This is a genomic window from Trinickia terrae, assembly GCF_005144415.1.
Classification (GTDB): Bacteria; Pseudomonadota; Gammaproteobacteria; order Burkholderiales; family Burkholderiaceae; genus Trinickia_A; species Trinickia_A terrae.
The window spans coordinates 63,906-80,135 of sequence record NZ_SWJE01000015.1 but is presented as its reverse complement, the minus strand read 5'-3'; the positions used below and the strand labels follow the sequence as shown (position 1 = coordinate 80,135).

At 66.3% G+C, this 16,230-nt stretch carries 12 protein-coding genes; 11 read left to right on the top strand and 1 reads right to left on the bottom strand.

Annotated features, from left to right (window positions below):
- The first annotated feature begins 36 nt into the window (after positions 1 to 36).
- Positions 37 to 2,460, top strand: coding sequence for a glycoside hydrolase family 31 protein (locus FAZ69_RS24890; RefSeq protein ID WP_136897759.1), 2,424 nt, complete (start codon positions 37 to 39; stop codon positions 2,458 to 2,460).
- 116 nt (positions 2,461 to 2,576) lie between these two features.
- On the opposite strand, the gene icd is transcribed toward FAZ69_RS24890, so the two are convergent.
- On the bottom strand, positions 2,577 to 3,836 hold the full coding sequence (icd, locus tag FAZ69_RS24885) for an NADP-dependent isocitrate dehydrogenase (RefSeq protein WP_136897758.1): 1,260 nt from the start codon (positions 3,834 to 3,836) through the stop codon (positions 2,577 to 2,579).
- Positions 3,837 to 4,160: 324 nt separating this feature from the next.
- Here icd and FAZ69_RS24880 point away from each other — a divergent pair, with 324 nt between their 5' ends.
- The 10 genes from FAZ69_RS24880 (at position 4,161) to FAZ69_RS33410 (ending at position 16,071) form a co-directional block, all read left to right on the top strand.
- On the top strand, positions 4,161 to 4,730 hold the full coding sequence (locus FAZ69_RS24880; RefSeq protein WP_136897757.1) for a pseudouridine synthase: 570 nt from the start codon (positions 4,161 to 4,163) through the stop codon (positions 4,728 to 4,730).
- A gap of 410 nt (positions 4,731 to 5,140) precedes the next feature.
- Positions 5,141 to 5,332: a hypothetical protein gene (locus FAZ69_RS24875; RefSeq protein WP_136897756.1), complete on the top strand. Its 192-nt coding sequence runs from the start codon at positions 5,141 to 5,143 to the stop codon at positions 5,330 to 5,332.
- A gap of 154 nt (positions 5,333 to 5,486) precedes the next feature.
- Positions 5,487 to 5,972: a DUF192 domain-containing protein gene (locus FAZ69_RS24870; RefSeq protein WP_136897755.1), complete on the top strand. Its 486-nt coding sequence runs from the start codon at positions 5,487 to 5,489 to the stop codon at positions 5,970 to 5,972.
- Between the two features lie 347 nt (positions 5,973 to 6,319).
- Entirely contained in the window at positions 6,320 to 8,431 is a 2,112-nt protein-coding gene (gene fusA, locus FAZ69_RS24865) for an elongation factor G (RefSeq protein ID WP_136897754.1), read from the top strand.
- Positions 8,432 to 8,562: 131 nt separating this feature from the next.
- Positions 8,563 to 9,051: a cupin domain-containing protein gene (locus FAZ69_RS24860; RefSeq protein ID WP_136897753.1), complete on the top strand. Its 489-nt coding sequence runs from the start codon at positions 8,563 to 8,565 to the stop codon at positions 9,049 to 9,051.
- A gap of 195 nt (positions 9,052 to 9,246) precedes the next feature.
- Positions 9,247 to 10,932 carry an ABC transporter substrate-binding protein gene (locus tag FAZ69_RS24855; protein ID WP_136897752.1) on the top strand — a complete coding sequence of 562 codons (1,686 nt, stop codon included), beginning with the start codon at positions 9,247 to 9,249 and terminating at the stop codon, positions 10,930 to 10,932.
- Between the two features lie 45 nt (positions 10,933 to 10,977).
- Entirely contained in the window at positions 10,978 to 11,988 is a 1,011-nt protein-coding gene (locus FAZ69_RS24850) for an ABC transporter permease (RefSeq protein ID WP_136897751.1), read from the top strand.
- Positions 11,985 to 12,848 (top strand): ABC transporter permease, encoded by an 864-nt coding sequence (locus FAZ69_RS24845; RefSeq protein ID WP_136897750.1) that lies wholly within the window; start codon positions 11,985 to 11,987, stop codon positions 12,846 to 12,848. The genes FAZ69_RS24850 and FAZ69_RS24845 overlap by 4 nt, the downstream gene beginning before the upstream one ends.
- Entirely contained in the window at positions 12,845 to 14,965 is a 2,121-nt protein-coding gene (locus tag FAZ69_RS24840; protein WP_136897749.1) for an ABC transporter ATP-binding protein, read from the top strand. The genes FAZ69_RS24845 and FAZ69_RS24840 overlap by 4 nt, the downstream gene beginning before the upstream one ends.
- Positions 14,966 to 15,255: 290 nt before the next feature.
- Positions 15,256 to 16,071, top strand: coding sequence for a hypothetical protein (locus FAZ69_RS33410; protein ID WP_169708758.1), 816 nt, complete (start codon positions 15,256 to 15,258; stop codon positions 16,069 to 16,071).
- Positions 16,072 to 16,230 lie beyond the last annotated feature (159 nt).

The following is a 16,230-nucleotide window of genomic DNA, read 5'->3' as shown; positions in this document are numbered from 1 at the left end:
CCCCCGATAGCGCTTTCGAATCAACAAGGAAGTTCAATGACGTCGTTATTGCATCCGCCGTCCTTCGCGTTGGCGGCGAACGAAGGAAATCATCTGCTTCTCACGAGCACGCAACGCGCAACCATCGACGTGTTCGTGCTCGAGGAAGACATCGTCCGCGTGCGCGTGCTGCCGGAAGGCGTTGCGCGCGGTCCGCGCACCTGGGCGATCGCGCCGGGGCTCGACGACGTCGCCCTCGAAGGACGCGACCGGCTCGACACGAGCGGCTTCACGCGGCCGACGTTCAAGCTCGACGCGACGCCTGCGCAGCTTCGCATCGAGACGCAGCAGGTGCGGCTCACGATCATGCTCGCGGGCGGCTATTGCGCGTGGGAAATCCGTCACGGCGACGAATGGCGCGCCGTGCTGCAGGACCGCGCGACGCAAGCCTACAACTTCGGCTGGTGGGATGAGCGCGTTTATCACTACGTGCACAGGATGCCGGGCGAGATGTACCTGGGCCTCGGCGAGCGCGCCGGCTCGCTCGACCGCGCGAACCAAAGCTACCGCATGGTCAACGTCGACGCGATGGGCTACAGCGCGAAAACGACCGATCCGCTCTACAAGCACATCCCGTTCTACCTGACGTGGCGGAAGGACGCGCAACTCGGCTACGGCCTCTTCTACGACACACTCGCCGACTGCACGTTCGACATGGGCCGCGAGCTCGACAACTATCACGGCCACTACCGGCACTTCGTGGCCGATCACGGCGACCTCGACTACTACTTCATCGCGTCGCCCGCCACGCCGCTCGCGGCGGTCAAGCGCTTCACGTGGCTGACCGGCCGGCCCGCGCTGATGCCGAAGTGGGGCCTCGGCTACTCGGGCTCGACGATGAGCTACACCGACGCCCCCGACGCGCAGCGCCGCATGGGCGAGTTCATCGAGCGCTGCCGCGAGCACGACATCCTCTGCGACTCGTTCCATTTGTCGTCGGGCTACACGTCGATCGGCCCGAAGCGCTACGTGTTCAACTGGAATCGCGACAAGTTTCCCGATGTCGACGGCTTCGTGCAGGGCTACCTCGAGCATGGCGTGAAGCTCTGCGCCAACATCAAGCCATGCCTCTTGCGCGACCATCCGGAATTCGAGCAGGCCGCGCGCGATGGCCTCCTGATCCGCTCACGCGATGGCGAACCGGCATGGGTGCAGTTCTGGGACGAGATCGGCGCGTATCTGGACTTCACGAATCCGGCCGCCGTCGACTGGTGGAAAGCCCACGTAACCGATGCGCTGCTGCGCTACGGCATCGCCTCGACTTGGAACGACAACAACGAGTTCGAGATCTGGTCGCCGGATGCGCTCGCACACGGCTTCGGCCAGCCCTACCCTGCGCGCGAGACCAAGGTGCTGCAGACGCTCCTGATGATGCGCGCGTCACGCGACGCCCAGCGCGCGCATGCGCCCGAGAAGCGCCCGTTCCTCGTGTCGCGCTCGGGCGCCGTCGGCATGCACCGCTACGTGCAGACGTGGTCCGGCGACAACTCCACCTCGTGGGAAACGCTGCGCTACAACCTGAAGATGGGACTGGGGCTCGCACTCTCGGGCGTATCCAACATCGGCCACGACATCGGCGGCTTCTCCGGGCCCGCGCCGGAGCCGGAACTCTTCATCCGCTGGGTGCAGTTCGGCGTCTGGATGCCGCGCTTCTCGATCCACTCGTGGAACGACGACGGCACCGTCAACGAGCCGTGGATGCATCCGCATCTCACGCAATGCGTGTCGTCGCTGCTCAAGCTGCGCTACCGCCTGATTCCCTATCTCTACCAGTTGCTCTGGGATTCGACGATGCGCTACGAGCCGGTGCTGCGCCCGGCGTTCGCCGAGTTTCCCGATGATCCGGGCTGCTACGCGGAAAGCGACGACATGATGATCGGCGCGTCGCTGCTGGCGGCGCCCGTCGTCGAGCCGGAGCAGACGCAGCGGCAAGTCTATCTGCCGGCCGGTGCGAACTGGGTCTGCTATTGGAGCGGCGAAGCGTTCGAAGGCGGCCGGAGCGTCACGCTTCCCGCCCCGTGGGACCAGCCGGTGATGCTGATTCGCGAAGGCAGCGTGATTCCGCTGAACGTCGCCGAGCAGCATTTCGACCAGCGTGGTGATCGGCGCGCGTTCATGGTCGTGCCGTCGCGCGGCGATGCGCGAGTAGCGGGCCGCTGCGTCGAAGACGACGGTGAGTCGGAAGCGTGGCGCCGCGGCGAATTCGGCGAATGGCTGGTATCGGCGCAAGGCGAGGCCGGAACGCTGGCGATCTGCGTCGAACGCGCGGGCAGCATGCCGCGAACCCAGTCAATAGTGGAGATCTTCGTGCCGGCAGGGGAATCGCGGCGCGTCTCGGTCAAGACGGGAAGCCTCGCCGGCGAGGAGCAAGCGGGCGGGTGGCGCAAGCTCGTCATCGATCTCGACACGAAGAAAACGTGACGTGAGCAAGCCGCGAATCCGCGGCTGCAGCCTCTCGGCAAAGAAAAACCCCGGCAGGCCTATCGGCCCCGCCGGGGTTTTCTTTTCAGCGCCGAAGGCTCCGAGGGAGCCGACGCTTACTCCATATTCTCGATCATCACCTGACCGAAGCCCGAGCAAGACACTTGCGTCGCGCCCTCCATCAAGCGCGCGAAGTCGTACGTGACGCGCTTCTGCAGGATCGACTTCTCCATCGACGAGATGATGACGTCGGCCGCCTCGGTCCAGCCGAGGTGGCGCAGCATCATTTCCGCCGAGAGGATTTCAGAGCCCGGGTTCACGTAGTCCTTGCCGGCGTACTTCGGCGCCGTGCCGTGCGTCGCTTCGAACATCGCCACCGAATCCGACAGGTTCGCGCCCGGCGCGATGCCGATGCCGCCCACCTGCGCCGCCAGGGCGTCGGAGATGTAGTCGCCGTTCAGGTTCAGCGTGGCGATCACGTCGTATTCGGCCGGACGCAGCAGGATCTGCTGCAGGAAGGCGTCGGCGATCACGTCCTTCACGACGATGTCGTTGCCCGTCCTCGGGTTCTTGAACTTCATCCACGGGCCGCCGTCGACGAGCTCCGCGCCGAACTCCTTCGCCGCGAGCGCGTAGCCGTAGTCGCGGAACGCGCCTTCCGTGAACTTCATGATGTTGCCCTTGTGGACCAGCGTGACCGTGCGGCGGTCGTTGTCGATCGCGTACTGGATCGCCTTGCGCACGAGACGCTCCGTGCCTTCGCGCGAGACCGGCTTCACGCCGATGCCCGACGATTCCGGGAAGCGGATCTTCTTCACGCCCATTTCTTCGCGCAGGAACTTGATGACCTTCTTCGCCTGCTCCGACTCGGCCGGCCACTCGATGCCGGCGTAGATGTCTTCCGAGTTCTCGCGGAAGATCACCATGTCGATCTTCTCCGGCTCGCGCACGGGCGAGGGCACGCCCTTGAAATACTGCACGGGGCGCAGGCAAACGTACAGATCGAGCTCCTGCCGCAGCGCGACATTCAGCGAGCGGATGCCGCCGCCGACCGGGGTCGTGAGCGGCCCCTTGATCGACACCACGTATTCCTTCAGCACTTCCAGCGTCTCTTCCGGCAGCCACACGTCCGGGCCGTACACCTTGGTCGCCTTCTCGCCCGCGTAGATCTCCATCCAGTGGATCTTCCGCTTGCCGCCGTAGGCCTTTTCGACCGCGGCGTCGACCACCTTGATCATCACCGGCGTGATGTCGACGCCCGTGCCGTCGCCTTCGATGTACGGAATGATCGGCTGATCGGAAACGTTGAGCGTGAAGTCCGCGTTGACGGTGATCTTGTCACCGCCGGTCGGGAGCTTGATGTGCTGATACGGCATGATCGACTCCAGTATTGGATAGCTGGTGTAGGGAGCAGGTGGGGACTGCGGAACCGGGCTTTATCTCATTGCTCGCAGCGCCGGACGCCCATGAGCGGCCAGACTGCTATTTTAGCCCACGCCGTTGCTGCGGGATGCGCCGGCCGGACAACCGCGCTCCGCGCGCGGAAAAGAACAGCCTCTTTAAGTCTTATATAAGACATAAGACCAGGCGTTCCGTATTATGCATTAATATCCCGCCATTCGCCATAGACGCCACCCTGCCCCGCAAGCGCCCGGAAGCAGGCCGGCGCCGGAGAGCTTTACGTTTGCGGAAATTCCTGAATGCGCCTGATCGCTCTCAACAAACCCTTCGGCACGATCTGCCAGTTCTCGGCGCATGACACGCGCGCGTCGCTCGCGGACTGGGTTCAGACGCCGGACGTTTATCCTGCGGGACGGCTCGACGCCGACAGCGAAGGCCTTCTGCTCCTGACCGACGACGGCGCCTTGCAGGCGCGCATTGCCGAGCCGCGTCACAAACTTGTCAAACGTTATTGGGCACAAGTGGAAGGCGCACCCGGCGGCGATGTGCTCGAGGCGCTCGCGCGCGGCGTCGATCTCGGCGATTACGTGACGCGTCCCTGCCGTGCCGGGTTCGCCGAGCCGCCCGCGACGCTCTGGGCGCGCAACCCGCCGATCCGCTATCGCGCGGCGATCCCGACGACGTGGATCGAGCTCGCGATCACCGAAGGCAAGAACCGCCAGGTGCGGCGCATGACTGCGGCGGTCGGCTTTCCGACGCTTCGGCTCGTCCGCGTCGGCATCGGCGCGCTGGACATCTTCGCGCTCGGCCTTGCGCCAGGTCAAACCACCGCGCTGCCGCCGCACTCGCCGTGGGACGGCCTCGCTTGATGTTTCACGGATGTTCCACGCGTGGCGGCAGCGCCATCGACCAGCCTAACCCGTTGTGCGGAAAGTCTTTTCCCCACCCCACCAGTTTTCTCAAAATGGTTGCGGATGCACCTATTGCCTGGGGCTCGGCGCTTCCCACTATATCGAATAAGAATTCGTAAAAATTCTCGTCAACCGACTCGCAAAGTCCCGCGTTATTCGACGCAGATGCCGCCGAAGCTATCCGGCATTAGCCTCAAGGTCGCTTGTCCCAGCCGTTACGGCGGTGTGAACAGGCGGTCCCACAGCTCGCAGACGCGTCAGCAAATTTGCTCGATGCGGCTGTCAACCGAAAGGTGGATGGCGCGTTTACCGACTTGACTCAATAACCGGGTCATTTGGTTAATTAACTAAAGCTGAGGATTTACAAAATGAACAAACTGATCGCCGCTCTGGTCGCTGGCCTCTTCGCAACGGCTGCTTTCGCACAAGCTTCGGCTCCGGCTGCTGCTTCCGCTGCTGCTCCGGCTGCTGCTTCGGCACCGGCTAAGAAGGCAACGCACAAGAAGGCGCACAAGAAGGCTGCAAAGAAGGCAGAAGCCGCTTCGGCAGCTTCGGAGTAAGTTTGTCGTAACAACGCAGTCAAGAACCAGCAGTCCTGCCGTTCTTTACGGCGTTGAAAGGCAGATCACCGCGAGGCGATCTGCCTTTTTCTTTTGTTGGATCCCCGACCGTTCGCGTAACATTCGCAGGTTCCAATATGCAAGGAGTCATGTCGTGCGATTTCCCCTGAGCTCGTTGATGGCGCGCTTTACCTTGGCCGCCGCGCTGTCGCTCGCAGCGTCGAGCACCGCGTTTGCGCAGCAAATGCCTCCTGGCGCCAAGCAGCCGGGCGACTTCCCGCGCGTGAAGCTCTCGATCGGCATGTACGCGATCGACGCCGCCGTGGCCGCGAACGATACCGACCGCGAGCAGGGCCTCATGTATCGCACGAAGCTCGAGCCCAACGAAGGGATGCTGTTCGCGTTCGACGAGAACGCCGTGCACTGCTTCTGGATGAAGAACACGCTGATCCCGCTGTCGATCGCGTTCATGCGCGCCGACGGCACGATCACCGATATCGACGAGATGCAGGCCGAGACCACCAACAACCACTGCCCGGCAAACAACGGCGTCTACGCGCTGGAAATGAGCAAGGGCTGGTTTGCGTCGAAGGGCGTCAAGCCCGGCATGAAGATCACGGGCTTACCACAGCCGCGCTGAAGCGGCGCACCCGATATCGAAGGAAGCCGGCCGCGTTGCGCGCCGGCTTTTTTTGTGCCGGCCACCGGGAATGCCGGCCACCGGGAATGCCGGCCGCCGGAGCGCCGGCCGCCGGAGCGCCGGCCGCCGGAAACGCCGGCCGCAGAAAACGTTCCCACGCGCGGCGCGCCTCCCGCTCTCCCCCGCCCCGCCGCCCTCTCCCGCCACTGGCAAGAATCCTGCAAAAGCATTCGCCAAGCGCTATTCTTGTAGTCTCACCGCATGCGCCGCAGATCGCTTCGCATGGCGCGGTCCGGCACCGCCGGCCGGCCGGTTCATCCGCGGCGCCCAACTCCAAGGAGGCTCACGTGCCCCGCAAGACCCCCATCGAGCGCTACCGGAACATCGGCATCAGCGCTCACATCGATGCCGGCAAGACCACCACCACCGAACGCATCCTCTTCTATACCGGCGTGAGCCATAAGATCGGCGAGGTTCACGACGGCGCGGCGACGATGGACTGGATGGAGCAGGAGCAGGAGCGCGGCATCACGATCACTTCCGCCGCCACCACGGCCTTCTGGAAGGGCATGGCCGGCAACTATCCGGAGCACCGCATCAACATCATCGACACCCCCGGGCACGTCGACTTCACGATCGAGGTCGAGCGCTCGATGCGCGTGCTCGACGGCGCGTGCATGGTGTACGACTCGGTCGGCGGCGTGCAGCCGCAATCGGAGACGGTGTGGCGCCAGGCGAACAAGTACAAGGTGCCGCGCATCGCGTTCGTCAACAAGATGGACCGCGTCGGCGCCGACTTCTTCCGCGTGCAGCGCCAGATCGGCGAGCGCCTGAAGGGCGTCGCGGTGCCGATCCAGATTCCGGTCGGCGCCGAAGAGCACTTCCAGGGCGTGATCGACCTCGTGAAGATGAAGGCGATCATCTGGGATGAAGAGAGCCAGGGCGTCAAGTTCGAGTACCAGGACATCCCCGAGAACCTGAAAGCGACCGCCGAGGAGTGGCGCGAGAAGATGGTCGAGGCCGCCGCCGAGGCGAGCGAGGAGCTGCTCGAGAAGTATCTCGAAGACCACCATTCGCTGACCGAAGCCGAGATCAAGACCGCGCTGCGCAAGCGCACGATCGCCAACGAGATCGTGCCGATGCTGTGCGGCAGCGCGTTCAAGAACAAGGGCGTGCAGGCGATGCTCGATGCGGTGATCGATTACCTGCCGTCGCCCGTCGACGTGCCGGCGATCCTCGGTCACGACGAGGACGACAAGGAGGCCGAACGCCATCCGAGCGACGACGAGCCGTTCTCCGCGCTCGCGTTCAAGATCATGACGGATCCGTTCGTCGGCCAGTTGATCTTCTTCCGCGTCTACTCGGGCGTCGTCAACTCGGGCGACACGGTCTACAACGCGATAAAGGAGAAGAAGGAGCGCCTCGGGCGGATCCTGCAGATGCACGCGAACGAGCGCAAGGAGATCAAGGAGGTGTATGCAGGCGACATCGCCGCGGCGGTCGGCCTGAAGGAAGCGACCACCGGCGACACGCTCTGCGACCCGAACCACATCATCATCCTCGAGAAGATGGTGTTCCCCGAGCCCGTGATCTCGCAGGCCGTCGAGCCGAAGACGAAGGCCGACCAGGAGAAGATGGGCATCGCGCTCAACCGTCTCGCGCAGGAAGACCCGTCGTTCCGCGTGCAGACCGACGAGGAATCCGGCCAGACCATCATCTCCGGCATGGGCGAGCTGCACCTCGAAATCCTCGTCGACCGGATGAAGCGCGAGTTCGGCGTCGAAGCGACGGTCGGCAAGCCGCAAGTCGCCTATCGCGAGACGATCCGCACCAGCGCCGACGATGTCGAAGGCAAGTTCGTCAAGCAGTCGGGCGGACGCGGGCAGTACGGTCACGTCGTGCTCAAGCTCGAGCCGCAGAAGCCCGGCGGCGGCTATGAATTCGTCGATGCCATCAAGGGCGGCGTCGTGCCGCGCGAATTCATTCCGGCGGTCGACAAAGGCATCCAGGAAACGCTCAAGTCGGGCGTGCTGGCGGGCTATCCGGTGGTCGACATCAAGGTGACGCTCACCTTCGGTTCGTACCACGACGTCGACTCGAACGAAAACGCCTTCCGCATGGCCGGCTCGATGGCGTTCAAGGAAGGCATGCGCCGTGCGAAGCCGGTGCTGCTCGAGCCGATGATGCACGTCGAAGTCGAGACGCCCGAGGACTTCATGGGCAACGTGATGGGCGATCTCTCGGGCCGGCGCGGCATCGTGCAGGGGATGGAGGACATCGCGGGCGGCGGCGGCAAGCTCGTGCGCGCCGAGGTGCCGCTCGCCGAGATGTTCGGCTACTCGACCTCGCTGCGCTCGCTCACGCAAGGGCGCGCCACCTACACGATGGAGTTCAAGCACTACGCGGAAACGCCGGCGAACGTGTCGGAAGGGATCGTCAATTCGAAGGCGGCCAGGTGAGCGTCGCTTGACGCGGGACGGCTTGCTCGTGAAAGCAAGCCGTCCCGCGAGTGCAACCGTCGGTCGAGCCCGCCCCGAGCCCTGCTTGAGGCGGGCTTTTTCTTCGATCGAAACCGAAACCAGGAGACATCATGAGCGATCAATCCGAGCACGCCCCCGTGGATTGGCGAGAGCACGGCGTGAAGGTGATCCGCGGCGACCAGCTCGATGCCAGCACCGCGCAAACGCCGGGCATGAACCGCGCGGCGGCCATCAACGCGGCGCGCGTGGGCGCGCAGAAGATCTGGGCCGGCACGGTCACGATTCACCCCAATGCGAAGACGGGCGCGCATCACCATGGCGCGCTGGAAAGCGTGATCTACGTCGTGCGCGGACACGCGCGCATGCGCTGGGGTGAGCACCTCGAGTTCACCGCGGAAGCCGGGCCCGGCGACTTCATCTTCGTGCCGCCCTACGTGCCGCATCAGGAGATCAACGCGAGCACCGACGAGCCGCTCGAATGCGTGGTCGTGCGCAGCGACAACGAAGCGGTCGTCGTGAACCTCGACATCGACGCCGTGGAAACGCCCGAGACCGTGTACTGGGTCGATCCGATCCACAAGCATCCTCACGATCATTGAGGCGCGCAGGGCGGGTAGGCAGCACCCGCCCGCGCTCGGGAACACCGCTTGCTCGACGCCCCGGGGACAACCCGCACGAACGCGCCGCAAACATGCCCAATCGCTTACACTAAAACCGCTTTCATCATCGCAGTACCGCTCGTCCCAAACGCGCCGCGGGCCGGCGCGCCCCTCCACGAAACGGAAAACTCATCGATGAAGACTCCCGCGGAACTCCGCCTGGCCCTCGCTCTAGAGGCCTCCCGCCGCGACGCCGGCGAATTCGGCAACCATGCGATCGACGAATACTTCGCAGGGCGCCTCACGCGCCGCGAGCTGCTGCGCCATGCGAGCACGATGGGCTTATTCGGCTTGCTGGCGGCAGCCGGCGGCGGCGCGCTGCTCGCGCCGCGCGGCGCGCACGCGCAAGGCACGGCCGGCGCGGCGAACGCGACGATCCGCGTCGCGCACCTGATGCCCGCTGGCGCCATGAACCCGCTGACCGTGGGGGATGCCGCGGGCGTCGGTCTCCTGTGCCAGACGGGCGAGTACCTGATCGACGACGACAGCGAGCGCATGGCGCTGAAACCGGCGCTCGCGCTGTCGTGGCAAGCGAACGAGAAGGGCGACGTGTGGACCTTCAAGCTGCGCCAGGGCGTCAAGTTCCACGATGGCCAGCCGTTCACCGCGAAGGACGTCGCCGCGACGTTCGACCGCCTCGCCGATCCCGCGAGCGGGTCGGCGGCGCTGTCGGTGCTGAAGGGGGTGCTGTCCAAGGGCGGCACGCAGGCCGTCGACGACCACACGGTCGCCTTCCACCTCGACGCCCCCAACGGCAACTTCCCGTACTACGTTTCCTCGGACAATTACAACGCCGTGATGCTGCCGGCGAATTTCAGCGGCAACTACGAGCAGAGCTTCATCGGCACCGGTCCGTTCAAGCTCGAGAAGTACACGCCGAAGGTGGGTGCCTCGTTCGTGCGCAACCCCGACTACTGGGGCGCCAAAGCGCTGCCGGAGCGCGTGCAGTTTTCGTTCTATGCGGACCAGCAGGCCCAGATCCTCGCGCTGCAGGGCAAGCAGGCCGACGTCATGGGCGGCTTCACGATCCAGGGCGGCGCCGGCATCCTGAACAATCCGGGCTTCAAGGTGACAGGCGTGAAATCCAGCGCGCATCGACAGATCCACATGCGCAACGACATCGCACCATTCACCGACAAGCGCGTGCGCCAGGCGCTCGCGCTCGCGCTGAATCGCGACGTGATGGTGCGCGGCCTCTTCCACGGCCGCGCGGAGATCGGCAACGACAGCCCGTTTGCACCCATATTTCCGTCGACCGATACCGCCGTCGCCCAACGCAAGCTCGATGTCGCGAAGGCCAAGCAATTGCTCGCGCAAGCAGGCCATCCGAACGGCTTCGACGTCACGCTCACCACCGAGAAGTTCATGGAGATTCCCGATCTCGCGGTCGTCGTGCAGAACGCGGCGAAGGCAATCGGCGTGAACGTTTCGCTCAAGGTCGAGAGCCAGGAGCTCTATTACGGCGCCGGCACGCCCGGCAAGTCGGACTGGCTCGACTCGCCGCTCGGCATCACCGACTACGGTCACCGCGGCGTGCCGAACGTCTTCCTGAGCGCACCGCTCACGTCGAGCGGCACGTGGAACGCGGCCCACTTCAAGAACGCGCAGTACGACTCGCTCGTCGCCCAATTCGTCGGCGCGCTCGGCGCCGCATCGCAAAAGAAGATCGCCGGGCAGATCCAGACGCTCCTGCTCGACGAGACGCCGGTCGTGATTCCGTATTTCTTCGATCAACTGATCGCGGCGCGCAAGACGCTCAACGGGCTGCGCTTCACCGCGATCCTGCAGCTGTACTTCGATCGCGCGACGCTGACCGCGTAGCGCCCGGCGTCGAAGCTGCGCGCGAGCGAGAGTCACGATAGAACGATGTCGACCACGGTCTCCTCCCCTCCCCGGCGGGCCGCCAGCGGCAGCGCGGCCCGCATCGCGCGCTTTCTCGCGACGCGGCTTGCGCTGTCGCTCGTCACGCTCTGGCTCTTGTCGGTGATCGTGTTCGCGGGCGGGCAGCTCCTGCCGGGCGACGTCGGCCGCGCGATCCTCGGGCCGCTCGCCGATGCACGCGCGGTCGCCGCGCTCGATCACCAGCTCGGCGCCGACCGGCCGCTCTTCGTGCAGTACGCCGCGTGGATCACGCATTTCGTGCAGGGCGACATGGGCATGTCGTACGCGTTTCGCGCGCCGGTCGCGCCGTTCATCGCGAGCGCGCTCGGCAACTCGGCGAAGCTCGGCGCGCTCGCGTTCATCGCCGTCGTGCCGCTCGGCATCGCGGGCGGCGTGTGGGCCGCGATGCACGCCGGGCGCTGGCTCGATCGCGCGATCAGCATCACCGGGCTGTCGGCCACCGTGGTGCCGGAGTTCGTCTCGTCGATCGCGCTGATCCTCGTGTTCGGCATCTGGCTCGAGTGGCTGCCGATCGAAGCGGACTACCCCGCGAACGCCGGCTTCTTCGAGCAGTTGCGGCATTTGATCCTGCCTGTGCTGCCGCTCGTCTTCGTGTTCTTCGGCTATATCGCGCGCATGGCGCGCGCGGGCACCGTCGAGGCGCTCGATGCCGACTACACGCGCACCGCGATCCTGAAGGGGCTGCCGCAGCGCGTCGTGATCATGCGGCACGTGCTGCGCAATGCGCTTTTGCCGACCATCACCGTCGCCGCGACGCAGCTCGGCTACATGATCGGCGGGCTCGTCGTCGTCGAGACGCTGTTTCACTACCAGGGCATCGGCTCGCTGATCTACAACGCGGCCAAGTCGAAGGACTTCCCGATGCTCGAGGCCGGCGTGCTGACGATCGGCGTCGTCTACACGGTCGCCAATCTCGCCGCCGATGCGCTCTACGTCGCGCTCAATCCGCGGCTGCGCGTAAGAGGTGCGGAATGAGCACCACCGCCGACAGCGCCGCTCGCCCGCGCCATCCGCGCCTCGATACGCTGCGCGTGTTGCTGCGCTCACCGACTTTCGTGGTCGGCGTCGTCATCGTCGCGTTCTGGGTGCTGTGCGCGATCTTCGGTCCGCATATCGTCCCGCTCGATCCGTACGCATCCGATCCGCTCAATTCACTCACGCCGCCCGATCGCGTCCACTGGTTCGGCACCGACCAGCTCGGGCGCGACGTGTTCTCGCGCGTGATCGTCGGCGCGCGCGACATCCTCACGATCGCGCCGCTTGCCACCCTCGCCGGCACGCTCGCGGGCACCGCGCTCGGGCTCTTCGTCGGCTACTTCGGCGGCTGGGTCGACAACGTCGTCGGCCGCGCGATCGATGCGCTGCTCGCGCTGCCGCTCGTGATCGTCGCGCTGCTTGCGCTCGCGGCGGTCGGCGCGAGCAACGCCACCGTGATCCTCGTGATCGGCATCACGTTCACGCCGATCACCGCTCGCACGGTGCGCGCGGCCGTGCTTGCCGAGCGCCATCTCGACTACGTCGCCGCCGCCCAATTGCGCGGCGAGAACGCGCTCTACATCATGTTCGCGGAGATCCTGCCGAACGTGCTGCCGCCGATCGCCGTCGAGGCAAACGTGCGGCTCGGCTATGCGATCTTCGCGGTCGCGACGCTCTCGTTCCTCGGCTTCGGCATCCAGCCGCCGTCGGCCGACTGGGGGCTCGCGCTCTCCGAGTCGTACACGCTGATGGCGGGCGGCGCGTGGTGGACCGTCGTGTTCGACGCGCTCGCGATCGCCACGCTCGTGGTCGGCGTGAACCTGATCGCCGACAGCGTGCAGGGAGTGCTCGACCGATGAACGGGCCGCCGCCTTCGTCCTTCCCCGCCTTCGACGTCTCGAAGAGCGAGCATGCCGACGCCCTGACCGTGGTCGGCCTGACGGTCGCCTACCGGATGCGCGGGCGCGATCGCGAGGTGCTGCAGGACGTGTCGTTCCGCGTGCGGCGCGGCGAAGCGTACGGACTCGTCGGCGAATCGGGCTGCGGCAAGTCGACCGTGGCGATGGCGGCGCTGCGCTATCTGCCGCGCAACGGCAAGGTCAAGGCCGGACGCATCTCGATCGCGGGGCAGGACATCGCCTCGCTCAACGCCGATGCATTGCGCCGCCTGCGCGCCAACGCAATCTCGATGGTCTACCAGGACCCGTCGCGCGCGCTCAATCCGTCGCTCACGATCGCGCGGCAAGTGACGGAAGCCTTCGAAGCGGCCGGCGCGACGCGCGCCGAAGCGCTCACGCGCACGCTCGAGATGCTGCAGCGCGTGCGCATCGCCGCGCCCGAGCGCGTGATGGACAGCTATCCTCATCAATTGTCGGGCGGCATGCAGCAACGCGTCGTGATCGCGATGGCGCTCGCCTCGAACCCCGCGCTGCTGATCCTCGACGAGCCGACCACCGGTCTCGACGCCACCGTCGAAGCGGAGGTGCTCGATCTCGTCGCGCAACTGCGCAGCGAGCTCGGCACCGCCGTGCTCTTCATCAGCCACAACCTCGCCGTGATCGGACGCATGTGCGACCGCGTCGGCGTGCTCTATGCAGGCAAGCTCGTAGAGGAAGGCGCGACGCGCGATGTGTTCGCGAGGCCGCGCCATCCGTATACGGTGGGCCTGTTGCGTTGCCTGCCGAGCCCGGGACGCAGCAAGGACATCGACCGGCTCGATACGATCGCGGGCAACCTGCCGCCGCCAGGCTCGGTGACGCGGGGGTGCGTGTACGCGGAGCGCTGCCGCCTAGCCGACGAGCGCTGCCGGCGCGAAGCGCCGCCGCCCTATCGCGTGAACGCCGCGCACGGCGATCAGATGTCGCGCTGCCATTACCACGAGCGGGCGATCGAGTTGCCGCGCGCGGCGAACGGCGCAGCGGCCGATGACGGCAACGGCAATGCCCATGCGAACCGCTCGCAGCCGGGAGCGAAGACGAACGGCAGCGCCATCGCCCTGCGCGCGGCGCATCTGTCGAAGACCTATCACGTGGCGGACGGCCCGCTGCGCGCCGTCGACGACGTTTCGCTCGAGCTTGCCGCGGGCGAGACGCTCGGCCTCGTCGGCGAATCGGGCAGCGGCAAGACGACGCTCGCGAAACTGCTGCTCGGCCTCGTCGCGCCCGACGAAGGCGGTGTGCTCGAACTCGACGGCGCCCCGCTGCCGCCGCGCGTGACGGGACGCAACGACGACCAGGTCAAGTCGCTGCAGATCGTGTTCCAGAACCCGGACTCGGCGCTCAATCGCGCGCATTCGGTGAAGCGCCTGATCGGCCGCGCGCTCTCGAAGCTCGGCTCGCTGTGCGGTCCCGCGCACGATGCGCGCCTCGCCGCGCTCACGGCCGCGGTGCGCCTGCCCGAGCGCTATCTCGGCGTGCGCACGCGGCAGCTGTCGGGCGGCCTCAAGCAGCGCGTCGCGATCGCGCGCGCCTTCGCGGGCGACCCGCGCGTCGTGGTCTGCGACGAGCCGACTTCGGCGCTCGACGTCTCCGTGCAGGCCGCGATCCTCAACCTGCTCGCCGACTTGCAGCGCGATCGCGGCGTGAGCTACGTGTTCATTTCGCACGACCTGCACGTCGTGCGCTATGTGTCCGACCGGATCGCCGTGCTGTACGTCGGGCGCTTGATGGAGATCGGCCCGGCCGGCGCGGTGTTCGACGGACCGCACCATCCATATACCGAAGCGCTGCTGTCGTCAGTGCCGACGCTCGACGGCGACGGCGCGAGCGTTGCTCGCATCCACCTCTCTGGCGACCTGCCGAGCCCGTCGGCGGTTCCCACGGGATGCATGTTCCAGACGCGCTGTCCGCGCAAGCTCGGCGCGATCTGCGAACAGCAGGATCCACCTTTTCTCGACGCCGGCGGCGAGCATCGGATTCGCTGCCACATCCCCGTCGAACAACTGCGCGAATTGCAGCGCGGGCCGCGGCGCGGATAGCGTCCGGCGGCTTCAACCGACGGCCCGCCCGATCAAGGATGTAACGCCGCCCTGCGCCAATTCCGGCGCTCGTTTCACGCTCGAAACGTTTTCATGAGCTTCGCCCGATGCCGCGCGATGCGCCCGTCGCCGTTTCTTTACGCGGCGCGGGTTTGCACGCAGTGGCACGCTACTCGCTTTAAACGGCGCACATAGCCGGGCCGCCGGTCGCGCCAGCAAGCGGGGTTTCGATCGATGGGCAGAACGGTCGACAACACCTCGAAGCCGGCCGTCTCCTCGGGAGAAGCGCCATGAAGAGCAGAACATTCATTCAGTATTGCCATGTAGTTTTCCGGTGTGCAGTGGTCCTGACCGCAGGCATCGCGGTCGTGCCGATGGAGAACGATGCGTACGCAGCTTCGTCCGGCGACGTGATTCCACGTTGGCTCGTCGAGGAGAACGCAGCCTCTCGGCCTGGCGCCTCGGCGCCCGTGGTCGTCGAGCCTGCTTCGAGCGGGCAGCGGATCGTGTTGGCATCGACGTACCTCGACGACGCGGATTCGGTCTTCCTGGTCCGGACTTGCCGCGACGATCCGAACCGCGGCGCATGTAATTCGCATGCGGGCGGAGGCGGTGGCAATCCGGCGGCGAACGGTACAGCGGGTTCGAGCAGCGCGGGCGCAGGCGATCCGGCCGGCACGCCGGGCAGTGCGGGCGGTTCGAGCGGCAGAGGCGGCGTCGGGAGCGCAAGCGCGAGTGGTGGTGGAAGTAGCGGTGGTGGTGGAAGTAGCGGTGGTGGTGGAAGTAGCGGTGGTGGTGGTGGCAGCAGTGGTGGCGGTGGCGGTGGCGGTGGCGGTGGCGGTAGCGGTGGTAGCGGTGGTAGCGGTGGTAGCGGTGGTAGCGGTGGTAGCGGCGGTAGCGGTGGCAGTAGCGGTAGTAGCAGTGGCGGTAGTAGCAGTGGCGGTTGCGGCTGTGGCGGCCACAGCGGCCCGAGCGGTCCAAGTGGCGGCGCGGGCGGCTTCGGAGGCGGCTTCGGAGGGGGTTTTGGCGGCGGCTTCGGTGGCGGGTTCGGCGGAGGTTTCGGCGGCGGCTCCGGCGGACACGGTTCGGGCGGCAAGGGACGCTAGATCCCGGCGACGGCATCTCGACGCCGTCGCGCCCGGCGCACGATGCGCAGCCAACTTCTTTCGGAGCGTCTTTTGGCGGTGACGCATCGATCCCCCGTCGAGCGTCACCGCCCGGGGCGCGGGACCACGGCACCCCTCGATGCCCGCCGCGCGCCGGCG

Excerpts from the sequence above, each read along its gene's own strand:
- FAZ69_RS24860 (WP_136897753.1), top strand. The coding sequence starts at position 8,563 with ATGAGCGATCAATCCGAGCACGCCCCCGTGGATTGGCGAGAGCACGGC.
- FAZ69_RS24875 (WP_136897756.1), top strand. The coding sequence starts at position 5,141 with ATGAACAAACTGATCGCCGCTCTGGTCGCTGGCCTCTTCGCAACGGCT.
- FAZ69_RS24890 (WP_136897759.1), top strand. The coding sequence starts at position 37 with ATGACGTCGTTATTGCATCCGCCGTCCTTCGCGTTGGCGGCGAACGAA.
- icd (WP_136897758.1), bottom strand. The coding sequence starts at position 3,836 with ATGCCGTATCAGCACATCAAGCTCCCGACCGGCGGTGACAAGATCACC.
- FAZ69_RS24840 (WP_136897749.1), top strand. The coding sequence starts at position 12,845 with ATGAACGGGCCGCCGCCTTCGTCCTTCCCCGCCTTCGACGTCTCGAAG.
- FAZ69_RS24855 (WP_136897752.1), top strand. The coding sequence starts at position 9,247 with ATGAAGACTCCCGCGGAACTCCGCCTGGCCCTCGCTCTAGAGGCCTCC.
- FAZ69_RS24880 (WP_136897757.1), top strand. The coding sequence starts at position 4,161 with ATGCGCCTGATCGCTCTCAACAAACCCTTCGGCACGATCTGCCAGTTC.
- FAZ69_RS24850 (WP_136897751.1), top strand. The coding sequence starts at position 10,978 with ATGTCGACCACGGTCTCCTCCCCTCCCCGGCGGGCCGCCAGCGGCAGC.
- FAZ69_RS24845 (WP_136897750.1), top strand. The coding sequence starts at position 11,985 with ATGAGCACCACCGCCGACAGCGCCGCTCGCCCGCGCCATCCGCGCCTC.
- FAZ69_RS33410 (WP_169708758.1), top strand. The coding sequence starts at position 15,256 with ATGAAGAGCAGAACATTCATTCAGTATTGCCATGTAGTTTTCCGGTGT.